Below are 12,635 nucleotides of genomic sequence, written 5' to 3' on the forward strand. Positions count from 1 at the left end.
ACTGTGCGCATGAAGTTCCTCCTGCGAGGGGAAGGATGTCAAGGTCGGAAGACGCGGTTACCGCGGCGTCCGGCTGGTCAGGGCGCGGTTGGTCAGCACCCTGTCGATCAGCGCCCTGTCGATCAGGGCACGGTCCTTCTCGGCGATGGACTCGATGGACGCTCGCCGGATGCGGCGCAGCCGGTGCACCGTGCGCGCCGGTTCCGCCGGCGGCGGTGCGTCCTGGTCCTCGCCCCAGGACGGTGGCGGCGCGCCGGGCCGTAAGCCCCGGGCGTGCACTTCGTGTGGTCGTGACCTGAGCGTCTCGTCGGTGAGCATGACAGCTCCTTGCTATCTATATCGGGTGGGCAGAGCGCGGCCCGGTGAGGAGCCGGCGGAGCATCGCCGGCCCCTCTTCCGCCGCGCGTTGAGATCGACTTTCGGTCTCACGTCCCGTCGCCCCGGCGACCCGCACCAGCGCCGTGGCGGCGAGCAAGACGGCGGCCGGGGAACGGCCACCACCACGGAGGCGAACAGCGCCCAACCTCCGCCTCCAGCGGGGCCCTTTCGGCAGGCGATCCCGCGCATGTGAAACGAACCGGCCCCAAGCGCCACCCCTCGAGCCGGCCAGCACGCCAGCCGCTACCGCGCTGGCCGGCAACACCGCGCCGACTAAGTCGGGCACGTGCCGCACGGTGCCGGGGGGTTGGGGAAACGCCGGGGCCGGCGCCAGCAACGCTGCCATCAGTCCCGCACACGCGGTGAACGGGCCGAACCGGGCACGCCCGGCCGGTGACCGTCCGCCGCCGGACGGCAGCGCCAGCACTCCGGCGCCCGCGCCCGCGCACATGGGCGCGGGCGAGGCGGGGAACATCATCGTGACGCCGGTGCCCCGCGCCGCCCGGCCGCCCATCAGCACCTGACAGGACGCGGCCGTGATGACCGCGGTCGCGCCCAGGCGGCTGAGGGCCGGGCCGTACACGAGCACGCTCCACCGGCCGGAAGGACCGGCCCGGTGCTCGCGTGGGGGCGTCAGCGTCATCGCGCGGTCACCGCGCTCTTGCTCACGGTGGGCACGCTGTTGGGCACACTGACGCAGACCATGCGTTCGGTGAGCCCAGGTCGTGGTCCCGCTGCGCGCGGCCGGTCCGGCACCGCACCACCGGCCACCGTACGCGCGACCTTCGAGGCGAGCGCGAGATGCTCGCCGCAGCGACGGCACACCTTGGCCTCAAGCCCGGCCACCTGGGCCAGTCTGAGCCTCAGCGGCTCCAGTGACGACCTGCGTTCGAGGCCGTCGAGATCGGCCAGCCGGGCGGGCCAGCGCAGCGTGTCGCCGCAGCGAGCGACCACCTCGGCCGGAAGTTCCTCGCCCGGGAACCCCTCGTGACGCAGCCGGGTGGCGATCATGACGGCCATGAAGGCCGTCTTGTCGAAGTCGGCCAGCCGCCCGGACAGGGCGGCGGCCAGCATTCTGGCGCGATGGCTGAGGCAGACCGCACTCCAGCCGAGCAGCAGCAGCCGGTCGGGTCCCGTCTCGGTGTGCCAGCCGGACAGCCGCAGTTCGCGGGCCATCCGGTGGTAGAAACGCCAGCGGTGACGGGGATCGTCCAGCCAGACCTGGAGGCCGCCCAGCGGCAGGGTCGCGACGTGCACTCCGGGGCCGACCTCCGGCCCCGCCACGCGCGCGCAGATGCGCTGGACCACCTGTTCCTGCCCGGCGGAGGCCGGAGCTTCCGGGAACGGGAGACCGTCCGGGGATTCCATGGTCACGCTCGGCCACCTCCTCGCAGGAGAACTCTCCAGAACCCTGGTGCTGTTAAGCCTCACTTACCACGCGCTCCGATAGTCCGCTTACGGGCGGGGCTATGTCAACTGACAGTTTGCGCATAAGTTGATACCTGACCGCGGGACAGAGCTTGCCCGCATGGCAGGGGACAGTGCGGCCCGCGTCCCTTACGCTGGAAAAGTTCACGCGCCGTAGGAGGTGTGCCGTGGCGAACTTCGCCGAGCGGCTCGATCTCGCGCTGACCAAGCGCGGTTTCACCGGCGCGCAGGTCGCCTCCGCCCTGACGGAGGCCGGCATCCCGATCACCCGTGCCTATGTCAGCCAGCTCCGCACCGGCAAGCAGACCAACCCGACGCTCCAGGTGCTCCGCGCCCTGGCCTCCTGTCTTCAGGTGAGCGTCGGCTGGCTGGTCGGCGACGACTATCTGGAGTCGGGCGCCGTCGAGGATCTCCAGCTCCGGGCGGCCACCATCGGCCTGTCCGCCTCCGGCCTGTCCGAGGGCTCGCTGGCCGTCCTGCGCGGTGTGGTCGAGCTGGCCCGCAAGGCCGAGGGCCTGCCCGAGGAGCCAGAGCCCACCTCCGACATCCCCGAGGCGGTCGCGCCCCTGTCCGGCCCCCAGCGCCGCGCGCTCGGCCGGCGCCTGCACGGCCTGCGCCTGACCGCCCAGCTCTCCGTCGAGCAGGTCGAGACCGCGATCGGCAGAGGCGCGGCCGCGATCCCGGCCATCGAGGAGGGCCGGCTCGCCCCGGCGCCCATCACCGTCGAGCGCCTGCTGACCGTCTACGGCGTCGCCGCCCCGCCCATCCGCGAATACGTCCTGTCGCTGGCCCGGGGCGAGCGCGAGGCCGCCTGGTACGACGCGCAGTCGGTGCCCGTCTGGCTGGCCACCACCTACGCCCTCGAGCAGCGCGCCACGGTCATCCGCACCTATCACGGCCAGTTCGTCCCGCCGCTGCTGCAGACGGAGGAATACGCCAGGGCCGCCATCACCGTGGCCGGGCCCGCGATCCTCGGCCAGCCGACGGTGGAGGAGGCGCTCGCCCTCGTGCTGGCCCGCCAGGAGGCCGTCGGCCGCGACGGCGGCGTGGTGCTGTGGGCCGTGATCGACGAGAGCGTGCTGACCCGCTCGATCGTCGGGCCGCACGTCCAGCTCCGCCAGCTCGACATGCTGGTCGACCACGCCAAGCGGCCCAACGTCTCGCTGCACGTGGTGCCGATGGACGAGCCCGCCTACATGCCGCGCACCGGCCCGTTCACGATCTGGCGCTTCGCCGAGGCGTTCGAGCCCGACATCGCGTGCGCCCATGGCATCGAGTCGGACGAGCTCATCACCGACACGGCCGTGGTGGAGGCGTACCACCAGGCGTTCACGAAGTTGTCGGTGAGCACGACGACACGCGAAGAGACCTTTGAGATGGTGAATTACCACCGTGAAAGGCTTTCGCGTTCGCTCGGTAAGTGATCTGCCTACCCAAAAAGAGATCGTCTATTCGCGGTCCGGGTTACGCACATATACCCAAAACTAATAGCTTTTCCGGTTGTCTTTCGCCGTGTGGCGAGGATCATATGGTCTGGGTCATCGAGTGGGGTCCGTAAGGATCAGCTTTTCCCGAGATAGTGGGCGAGGGGAAAGGGGCAACACTCAATGCGTCAGCGTGCCATCCGAAACCTGGCGAAGCTGGAGATGACCCAAGCAAGGATCACCCGGATTCTCGACGCCGCCGCGGGTGGAAAGAACAACTTCGTGGCGGACAGAGACGCAATGCGCCGCTACGACCAGGCCGCTCCCATCACGACGACGGCCGCCAGGGCCGTGCTCCAATATTTATGCCGTGTGGTCCGTCATCTGGCGACCGAGGGAGTGGACCAGTTCGTGATCGTCGGGAGTGGTGTCCCGAGCGGTCTGCCCGCGGGAAGACAGTTGCATGACATCGCCCGAGACGCCCTGGGCGCCTCGGTGCCCCGTGTGGTCTACGTGGAGAACGACCCGATGGTGCTCGTCGGAGCCCAGGCGACCATTGAGCCCGTCACCGACCTCGTACGCGTTGTAGAGGGCGACGTACGCGAGATCGACGACATCCTCGATGGCCGGGTCCTGCAGACGTTCCTCGATTGGGACCGGCCGATGGCCGTGCTGCTGCTGGCGACCCACAGCCTGAACGACGACGAGTACTTCCACTACGTGATCAAACGCATTCGGCAGGTGGTCCCGGAGAGGAGCTACCTGTCGCTGCTGCAGACCACGTTCGACGCCATTCCGCCGGAGCTGCTGCCAGCCATTCACGACCTGCTGGCGATGACGCTGCCCGGCCACGCGATTCGCACCCGGGAGGAGGTTGAGGCGTTGCTCGAAGGCCTGGTGCTGGTGGATCCGGGACTGGTGTGGGTGCCGGACTGGCGGCCGAACGGCCACGACACCGCCTGTGTTGAGCAATCCAGTGCGTCGGGGACCTACGGAGCAGTGGCCCGGATTCCCTGACATCTCAGCGTTCGCGGGTTCGGCCGGTCCGCCGGCCGGGCCCTTGGACGCGGCCGGGCGTTCAGTCCCACCAGAACGACCAGGCGTGCAGGCCGATGATCTGGTGGGCGTACGTCTCCAGATCGCCCGGTCCTTGCACGACGTTGTCGGGACAGAAGGCCCAGTGCTCGGCCGCCACGTGTAAGGCGTGCTCGGGATCGACCGGTGGCGCGGCCACGCTCAGGTCGAGCGTGTTGAACCCCACGCTCACCACCCGTGCCCCGAACCGGTCCTCCCAGCTCCGCACCACGGCGGCCATCGGCACCATCCACTCGTTGTGATGCAGCGCTCCCTGCCAGCCCATGACCGCCAGCGCGTCCGCGCCGCTGGTGGCGGCGACCAGGCCGAGCGGCATGCCCTTGGCGGCCAGCTCGCCGGCGAGCCAGTCGGCCACCGCCCCCGGAGCGGCCTTGAACACGCCGGGCGCCGCCGGGCCCGGGCAGATCGCGCCGAACGGCTCCAGCTCGGCCAACGCGTCCTGCGGCATCTGCGCCACCCATTCCTGCCACACCTCGGTCATGAACCCCTCAGCGGTGAAATGGTGGATCTGCCGGGGATCGTCCGGCACGACCTGCCCGACCGCCCAGGGCTGCGCCGACTCGTCCATCAGGATCGGCCACAGGCCGCTGTCCGGGTGGCACTCGCGCAGCAGCGCCCAGTCCGCGCCGCTCACCGGCTCGTCGCTCATCCAGAACGCCGGCCGCTGCGCCTCACCCTGCCCGGTGTAGCCGGGGTCCGGCCAGACCACGTCGCCCGGCGGCAGCACGACGGGCAGCCGCCGCCCCCTGCCGCCGTCGGCGAACAGCTGGCACAGCTCGCGTGGCAGCCGGTGATCGCTCATGCCCTACCGTTCCGATGCCGAATCCTGTCTCGGAGATGGTAGTGCCGACGGTCGCCCCAGCACCTGTGGCGGCCCCGTCCAGAAGGCACAATGGTGCACTGTGATCCCTTTTGACGCGGTTCTGTGCGACTTCGACGGAGTGCTGCGCCACTTCGACCACGCCGCCCAGGCCGACATCGAGGCCCGTTACGGCCTGCCGCTGATGAAGACCGCCTTCGACCCCGACCTGATCCTGCCGCCGACGCTCGGCCAGGTCACCGAGGAACAGTGGGTGGAGTCGATCGTGGCGGCGCTGGGCGGGGACGAGCGCGCCCGCCAGGCCATGGCGGAGTTCGTGACGATCGGCTTCTGGGTGGACGAGGAGGTCAGGGCGCTGCTGGCCGAGGCGCAGCAGCACGTGCCCGTGATCCTGGTGACCAACGCCATGGACACGCTGGAGGAGCACCTCGACCTGCTGGGGCTGACGTACTTCGCCGACGACGTGGTCAGCAGCGCCAGGGTCGGCGTGGCCAAGCCGGACCGGCGGATCTACGAGATCGCGGCGGAGCGGGCCGGGGCCGCGCCCGAGCGCTGCCTGTTCGTCGACGACCGGCTGCAGAACGTGGAGGCCGCCAGGTCCCTCGGAATGACCGGCGTCCACTATCGGTCATTCCAGGACCTGGCGGCCGTACTCCGCTAGCTCCGCCCTGCCGCCATGTCGAAGAACGCCCGTTCGAGCTCGACCGCCCGGCGGAACACGCCGAGCACCTCGGCGCGCCGGCCGGCGTCCAGATCGTCGTCCAGCCCGGCGCCCAGGCGGTCGAGCTCGCCGCGCAGGAAGGCGACCCAGGCGCGGAACTCCGCGCCCTCGTGCAGGTCGATCCACTCCCGGTGCACGAAGCTCTCCGGCAGCGGCTCCTCGGCCCGCGAGGCCCAGCCGAGGTAGCACCACTCGGCCACACAGAGCACGGCGGCGATCAGCAGATAGTCCTGTCGCTCCCGCACCTCGTCCATGAGGTCCCTGAACGCGGCCGTGACCGGCTCCAGCGGCACCTCGGTCCTTCCGCCCAGTTCGGCCAGCGCCCGGTGGAAGTAGGTCTTCTCCTCCGTGGTCGCCACCTGCCCGAGGAACCTGCCGTACGGCACTCGCGCCTCGAACGTGTCCGCGCTCGCCACGGCCGCCCCGAGCAGGGCCGTGAAGGAGTCCACGAACTGGAAGTCCTGCTCCAGGTAGCGCCGCATCTGTGCGTCGGGCACGGTCCCCTCGGTGATCGCCCTGGCGAACGGGTGCGTCACCACCGACGTCCACTCCGGCTCGCACCGCCGCCTGAGCCACTCGCTGAAAGATCGCTCACTCACGGCCCAGACTGTAGCCCCAGGTTGTTTCCGGCGCGGCTCGCGCCAGCCGCGCCGGAAACGTCATGGGACCGCCGCCCCCCGCCTCTGTGGGCGAGCTGCGCTTCTCGCCAGGCTGGGGGCGGCGGCGTTTCCGAGCGCCTGTCAGTACCCGCCGTAGGGATTCTGGGAAGAAGGCGAGGTAGTGGCCGGGCTCGTCCGGTGGCCCGAAGGGTGTTGCGTCGGGCTGGCCGAAGGGGTGGACGACGGCGTGCCCGACCCGCTCGAGCTCACCTTTGTGCCCTGCGGGGCGATCACACCGATGAGGCCGTGCTTGGCGCCGTCGATGCCCGCCGAGAACCACAGGGAGCTCTCGCCGCCGGTCGCGGCGGTTCCGGGCTCGAGGTCCCACAGGCCGGGCAGCTTGATCGCCTTGCCGTCGGACGAACGCAGGGAGCCCAGGTGACGGCCGCTCCGGTAGGCGTGCACGGTGCCGTCGCCGAAGTTGCCGACCAGCAGCGCGCCCTCGTACTGTCCCCAGCCCTTCGGCGCCGCGGTCAGGCCCCAGGGGGCGTTGAGCCCGGTCCTGGAGATGCGGCCGGTGAGCCGCCCGCTGGCGTTGAAGCGGCTGATGAAGCCCTTGCCGTTGCCGAAGACCGGCTTGCCGGTGTTCGGGTCGCGCAGTGCGTAGGCGACCCAGATGTTGCCGTTGGCCACCGCGACGTTGTACGCGTTGTAGCCGTCGGGGAGCGCCCGGTCCTGGAACTGCCAGCGGCGCAGGGAGATACGTTCGAAATCCTCGTCGAAGGCGTGGATGCGCCCGCTGGCGAAGTCGGCGGCCAGCAAGAAGGAGCCGTCGTCCTCGGTCTCAACGAGCTCCAGCCCCTTGTAGTCGGCGCCGCGCGTGAAGGCCGCGATGATCGCGTTGGCCGGGTCGACCTCCGCGTTCCAGCCGGTGATGGCGCCGCTCGGGCTGGAGAAGATGAACGTGGCGGGCTTGCCCTTGACGGTGAAGCCATCGCTTGAGTTGAACACCTGGCCTGTCGGGGCTCCGCCCGGAATGGCCACTTCGGTCTGCTCCTTCTTTCCCGTGCCGGAGTAGACGGTGGCGCTGCCGGTGCCGGTGTTCGAGACCCACAAAGTCTTGCCCATGGCCAGGCCCCACGGGTTGACGACCTTGGGGTCGGTGACAGGGGCTTTGCCCTTGACGTCCGACACAAGGTTGATGACGTCGAAACGAGTCCTGGTGGTGGCGTGTGCGGGAGTGGTGAGAGTCGCTCCCAAAACGACCGCAACAGCGCAGAGTGTGATGATGCGTGGCCGCATCCGTTGCCTCCTAGTTAGCGCTTGTGACGCGAGATACGCGGAGGGCCGTGGACGGGTTCAGTCGGGTCCGGAAATAGGGTGGCGGGAGTTTTTCGTCGCTGGCGGGGGAGAGAGAGCACCATGAACGTGTTGGGCATCGACATCGGCGGCTCGGGCATCAAGGGCGCGCCGGTCGACACCGAAGCCGGCGAGCTGGTCGAAGAGCGGCTGCGCATCCCCACGCCCGAGCCGTCGGTCCCCGATGAGGTCGCCAAGGTCGTGGCGTCGATCGTCGAGCATTTCGACTGGAACGGTCCGGTCGGGGTCACCTTCCCCGGGGTCGTGGTCGACGGTGTCATCAGGACGGCCGCCAACGTCGACCCCTCGTGGGTGGGAGTGGACGCGGGCCGGTTGTTCGGCGGCGCGACGGTGCTGAACGACGCCGACGCGGCCGGCATGGCCGAAATGACCTTCGGTGAGGGCAAGGGGCGCAAGGGCACCGTGCTGGTGCTGACGTTCGGCACCGGGATCGGCAGCGCGCTGTTCACCGACGGTCTGCTCGTCCGCAACACCGAGCTCGGCCACCTCGAACTCCGGGGCAAGGACGCCGAGCACCGGGCCTCGGCGCGGGTCCGGGAGGAGCACGAGCTGAGCTGGGACAAATGGGCCGAGCGGGTGGAGGAATATCTGCGCCACGTCGAGATGTTGTTCTCACCATCGCTGATCGTCATCGGCGGCGGTGTGAGCAGGAAGGCCGAGAAGTTCCTGCCGCACGTGAAGATCGACACGCCCGTGGTCCCCGCGGGTCTCCAGAACGAGGCCGGCATCATCGGCGCCGCCCACGCCGCGGCCACCGGGGCCTCTTAGTGTGCCGCGATATTGAGATGCGCGAGGAGGCTCGGTCAGGCAGCATGGGCGGTTGGCTCCGAGGCCGCGGGGCTCAAATATCCTGAAAGCAGTATGGGAACGCCTTCGTTGTCCTCTCCACTCGCCGACCTCCAGTCCCGCCTGCCCGAGCTCATGCCGCGCGATCAGCGGCGACTGCGGCGCAGGCTCGACGGCATGCGCCGGGTGCGCTCCCGGGACGCCCGGGACAAGATCGTCGCCGAGATCCTCGCCGATGTGGAGCGGGCGGAGCAGCGACTGGTACGACGCCGCGAAGCCGTACCTGTCGTGCGATATCCGGAAAACCTGCCCGTCTCCCAGCGTAGAGACGACATCCTCGAGGCCATCCGCGACCACCAGGTCGTGATCATCGCGGGCGAGACCGGCTCCGGAAAGACCACCCAGATCCCCAAGATCTGCCTTGAGCTGGGCCGGGGCGTGCGCGGGCTGATCGGCCACACCCAGCCCCGCCGCATCGCCGCCCGCACGGTCGCCGAGCGCATCGCCGAGGAGCTCGGCACCGAGCTCGGCGAGGTGGTCGGCTACAAGGTCCGCTTCACCGACCAGGCGAGCGACCGCACCCTGGTCAAGCTGATGACCGACGGCATCCTGCTGGCCGAGCTGCAGACCGACCGGCTGCTCGACCAGTACGACACGCTGATCATCGACGAGGCCCACGAGCGCAGCCTCAACATCGACTTCATCCTCGGCTACGTCCGGCAGCTCCTGCCCAAGCGCCCCGACCTCAAGGTCATCATCACCAGCGCCACGATCGACCCCGAGCGGTTCTCCCGCCACTTCGACGACGCGCCGATCATCGAGGTCTCGGGCCGCACCTACCCGGTCGAAGTGCGCTACCGGCCCCTCGACGAGGACGACGACCAGACGCAGGGCATCGTGGAGGCGTGCCGGGAGCTGATCGGGGAGGGCCCCGGCGACGTCCTGGTGTTCCTGTCCGGCGAGCGGGAGATCCGCGACGCCGCCGACGCCCTGGCCAAGGCCGAGTTCCGCAACACCGAGATCCTGCCGCTCTACGCCCGCCTGAGCGCCGCCGAGCAGCACCGCGTCTTCCAGCGCCACACCGGCCGCCGCATCGTGCTGGCCACCAACGTCGCCGAGACCTCGCTCACCGTCCCGGGCATCAAATACGTCGTCGACCCGGGCTTCGCCCGCATCTCCCGCTACAGCCACCGCACCAAGGTGCAGCGCCTGCCGATCGAGCCCATCTCGCAGGCCAGCGCCAACCAGCGCAAGGGCCGCTCGGGGCGCACGTCCGACGGCATCTGCATCCGGCTCTACGAGGAGGAAGACTTCCTCAACCGGCCGGAGTTCACCGACCCGGAGATCCTGCGCACCAACCTGGCCTCCGTCATCCTCCAGATGACCTCGATCGGGCTCGGCGACATCGAGGCGTTCCCGTTCGTCGAGCCGCCCGACCGCCGCCAGGTCAAAGACGGCGTCAACCTGCTGCACGAGCTGGGCGCGTTCGACGCCCAGGGCAATCTCACCGGCGTCGGCCGCAAGCTCGCGGGCCTGCCCGTCGACCCCCGGCTCGGCCGGATGGTGCTCGAGGCGGAGAAGAACGGCTGCCTGCGCGAGGTCATGGTGATCGCCGCGGCCCTGTCCATCCAGGACCCGCGCGAGCGTCCCTCCGAGAAGCAGCAGGCGGCCGACGAGAAACACCGCCGCTTCGCCGACCCCGAGTCCGACTTCCTGGCCTACCTCAACCTGTGGAACTACCTGCGCGACAAGCAGAAAGAGCTGTCCTCCAGCGCGTTCAGGCGGCTGTGCAAGGGCGAGTTCCTCAACTACCTGCGCGTCCGCGAGTGGCAGGACATCTACAGCCAGCTCCGCCATTCGCTGGGGGCCCAGCCCAACAGCCAGCCGGCGGAGCCGTACCACGTGCACGTGTCGCTGCTCGTCGGCCTGCTGTCGCACATCGGCGTCAAGGACGTCATGGACAAACAGCGCGGGCAGGACGGCCGCCGGCCCATCCAGGAATACCTGGGGGCCCGCAACGCCCGCTTCGCCGTCTTCCCCGGCTCGGCGCTGGCCAAGAAGCAGCCGCAGTGGGTCATGTCGGCCGAGCTGGTCGAGACCTCCCGGCTGTGGGCGCGGGTCAACGCCAAGATCGAGCCCGACTGGGTCGAGCCGCTGGCTCAACACCTGGTCAAACGCACCTACTCCGAGCCGCACTGGGAGAAGAACCAGGGCGCGGTGATCGCCCTGGAGAAGGTCACCCTCTACGGCGTGCCGCTCGTGGTCGGCCGCAAGGTCAACTACGGCCACATCGACCCCGACCTGTCGCGCGAGCTGTTCATCAGGCACGCGCTGGTCGAGGGCGACTGGGACACCCACCACCGCTTCCTGAAGGACAACCGCCGGCTGCTCGAAGAGGTCGAGGAGCTGGAGAACCGCGCCCGCCGCCGCGACATCATGGTCGACGACGAGGCCCTCTACGACTTCTACGACCAGCGCGTCCCGGCCGACGTGGTCTCGGCCCGCCACTTCGACTCGTGGTGGAAGAACACCAGGCAGGAGCAGCCCGAGCTGCTCACGTTCTCGCCGGAGATGCTGGTCAACGAGGGCGCCGACGTCAGCACCCACGACTACCCCGACACCTGGAAACAGCTCGGCCAGCGGATGCGGCTGACCTACCAGTTCGAGCCCGGGACCGACGCCGACGGTGTCACGGTGCACGTGCCGCTCCAGGTGCTCAACCAGGTCAGCTCCGACGGCTTCGACTGGCAGATCCCCGGCCTGCGCGAAGAGCTCATCACCGCGCTGATCCGGTCGCTGCCCAAGCACCTGCGCCGCAACTTCGTGCCCGCCCCCAACTACGCCAAGCAGGTGCTGGGCGGGGTCAAGCAGGGCGGGGAGCCGCTGCTGGAGGCCGTGGAGCGCGAGCTGCTGCGGCTGACCGGCGTACGCGTGCCGCGCGAGGCGTGGCAGCTCGACCAGGTGCCGGAACACCTGCGGATCACCTACCGGGTGATCGACGAACGCAAGCGCACCGTGGCCGAGGACAAAGACCTCGACGCGCTCAAGCGCCGCCTCGCGCCGCGCCTGCGGCAGACGCTCTCGCAGGCGGGCGACGACCTGGAGCAGAGCGGCCTGCACACGTGGAGTTTCGGCCGCCTGCCCAAGGTGTTCGAGCAGGGCCGCATGAAGGGCTATCCGGCGCTGGTGGACGCCGGCGACTCGGTCTCCATCAAGATCTTCGAGACGGAGGCCGAGCAGCGCCGCTCCCACTGGCCCGGCGTACGCCGCCTGCTCCTGCTCAACGTCACCAACCCCGCCAAGTCCCTGCTCGGCGGCCTGTCCAACCAGGCCAAACTGGCCCTGTCACGCAGCCCGCACGGCGGGGCGGTGGCCCTGTTCGACGACGTGGTCAACGCGGCCGTCGACCAGCTCATGCGCGCCGCCGGCGGCCCGGCCTGGGACCCTGTCGCCTTCGACCGCCTCTACCAGCACGTGCGCGCTCACCTCTACGACACCTCGAAGGACGTGCTGGCCAAGGTGGAGCAGATCCTGAGCGTCTGGCACGAGGTGGGCGCCCGCCTCGACGCCCTCCGGGCGAGCGCGGCCACCGAGGACGTCCGCGATCAACTGGGCAGGCTCGTGTACGCGGGCTTCGTGACAGCCACGGGCTATCAGCGCATGTCCGACATTTTGCGATACATCCGCGCGATCGACCGCCGTCTCGCCAAGCTGCCCGAGGAGCCCTGGCGAGACCAGGAGTGGATGGACCGGGTGCACAAGGTCGAGGACGACTACCACGACACGCTGGAGCGGCTGCATCCGGCCCGGCGCGGTGATCCGGAGGCGGTGGAGATCCGGTGGATGATCGAGGAGCTGCGGGTGAGCTTCTTCGCCCAGACGCTCGGCACGCCGACCCCGGTATCGGAGAAACGGATCGCGAAGGCGATGGAGAAGCTCACCCCTTGACGGTCGGCCCCTGAAGATCGGCCCCTGAAGATCGGCCCCTGAAGATCGACGGCTGA

At 69.6% G+C, this 12,635-nt stretch carries 11 protein-coding genes; 6 read left to right on the plus strand and 5 right to left on the minus strand.

All coding sequences use genetic code 11. From position 1 onward, the window contains the following. Nucleotides 1-57: 57 nt before the first annotated feature. On the minus strand, nt 58-318 hold the full coding sequence (locus AB0I15_RS12360; RefSeq protein WP_358093734.1) for a hypothetical protein: 261 nt from the start codon (nt 316-318) through the stop codon (nt 58-60). A gap of 422 nt (nt 319-740) precedes the next feature. Between AB0I15_RS12360 and AB0I15_RS12365 the strand changes: the two genes are divergently transcribed. Beyond that, a complete protein-coding gene (locus AB0I15_RS12365; RefSeq protein WP_358093737.1) occupies nt 741-902 on the plus strand; it encodes a hypothetical protein in 162 nt (53 codons plus the stop codon). Between the two features lie 115 nt (nt 903-1,017). Here the strand turns inward: AB0I15_RS12365 and AB0I15_RS12370 are convergent, their stop codons facing one another. After that, nucleotides 1,018-1,752 carry a hypothetical protein gene (locus AB0I15_RS12370; RefSeq protein ID WP_358093739.1) on the minus strand — a complete coding sequence of 245 codons (735 nt, stop codon included), beginning with the start codon at nt 1,750-1,752 and terminating at the stop codon, nt 1,018-1,020. A 221-nt stretch (nt 1,753-1,973) separates the two neighbouring features. On the opposite strand from AB0I15_RS12370, the gene AB0I15_RS12375 reads away from it, so the two are divergent. Both AB0I15_RS12375 and AB0I15_RS12380 read left to right on the plus strand, forming a co-directional pair. Then, complete coding sequence (locus AB0I15_RS12375; RefSeq protein ID WP_358093742.1) at nt 1,974-3,230, plus strand: Scr1 family TA system antitoxin-like transcriptional regulator; 1,257 nt, start codon at nt 1,974-1,976, stop codon at nt 3,228-3,230. Between the two features lie 183 nt (nt 3,231-3,413). Then, nucleotides 3,414-4,247 (plus strand): SAM-dependent methyltransferase, encoded by an 834-nt coding sequence (locus AB0I15_RS12380; protein WP_358093745.1) that lies wholly within the window; start codon nt 3,414-3,416, stop codon nt 4,245-4,247. 61 nt (nt 4,248-4,308) lie between these two features. On the opposite strand, the gene AB0I15_RS12385 is transcribed toward AB0I15_RS12380, so the two are convergent. After that, nucleotides 4,309-5,127, minus strand: coding sequence for a DUF4253 domain-containing protein (locus AB0I15_RS12385; RefSeq protein WP_358093748.1), 819 nt, complete (start codon nt 5,125-5,127; stop codon nt 4,309-4,311). A gap of 100 nt (nt 5,128-5,227) precedes the next feature. On the opposite strand from AB0I15_RS12385, the gene AB0I15_RS12390 reads away from it, so the two are divergent. After that, entirely contained in the window at nt 5,228-5,806 is a 579-nt protein-coding gene (locus AB0I15_RS12390) for an HAD-IA family hydrolase (protein WP_358093751.1), read from the plus strand. Here the strand turns inward: AB0I15_RS12390 and AB0I15_RS12395 are convergent. Further along, the gene (locus AB0I15_RS12395) at nt 5,803-6,465 is read right to left on the minus strand and encodes a TenA family protein (RefSeq protein ID WP_358093754.1); all 663 of its coding nucleotides are present in this window, start codon (nt 6,463-6,465) and stop codon (nt 5,803-5,805) included. The genes AB0I15_RS12390 and AB0I15_RS12395 overlap by 4 nt on opposite strands. A gap of 141 nt (nt 6,466-6,606) precedes the next feature. Further along, nucleotides 6,607-7,659, minus strand: a complete 1,053-nt coding sequence (locus AB0I15_RS12400) for a TIGR03118 family protein (RefSeq protein ID WP_358093757.1) — start codon at nt 7,657-7,659, stop codon at nt 6,607-6,609. Nucleotides 7,660-7,887: 228 nt separating this feature from the next. Between AB0I15_RS12400 and ppgK the strand changes: the two genes are divergently transcribed. Beyond that, a complete protein-coding gene (gene ppgK / locus AB0I15_RS12405) occupies nt 7,888-8,613 on the plus strand; it encodes a polyphosphate--glucose phosphotransferase (protein WP_358093760.1) in 726 nt (241 codons plus the stop codon). A 93-nt stretch (nt 8,614-8,706) separates the two neighbouring features. Then, the gene (hrpA, locus tag AB0I15_RS12410) at nt 8,707-12,579 is read left to right on the plus strand and encodes an ATP-dependent RNA helicase HrpA (RefSeq protein ID WP_358093762.1); all 3,873 of its coding nucleotides are present in this window, start codon (nt 8,707-8,709) and stop codon (nt 12,577-12,579) included. The last annotated feature ends 56 nt before the right edge of the window (nt 12,580-12,635 follow it).

Source organism: Nonomuraea sp. NPDC050643, assembly GCF_040654715.1.
Classification (GTDB): Bacteria; Actinomycetota; Actinomycetes; order Streptosporangiales; family Streptosporangiaceae; genus Nonomuraea.

Coding starts and splice junctions, on each gene's coding strand:
- AB0I15_RS12360 (WP_358093734.1), bottom strand. CDS start 318: ATGCTCACCGACGAGACGCTCAGGTCACGACCACACGAAGTGCACGCC.
- ppgK (WP_358093760.1), top strand. CDS start 7,888: ATGAACGTGTTGGGCATCGACATCGGCGGCTCGGGCATCAAGGGCGCG.
- AB0I15_RS12385 (WP_358093748.1), bottom strand. CDS start 5,127: ATGAGCGATCACCGGCTGCCACGCGAGCTGTGCCAGCTGTTCGCCGAC.
- hrpA (WP_358093762.1), top strand. CDS start 8,707: ATGGGAACGCCTTCGTTGTCCTCTCCACTCGCCGACCTCCAGTCCCGC.
- AB0I15_RS12380 (WP_358093745.1), top strand. CDS start 3,414: ATGCGTCAGCGTGCCATCCGAAACCTGGCGAAGCTGGAGATGACCCAA.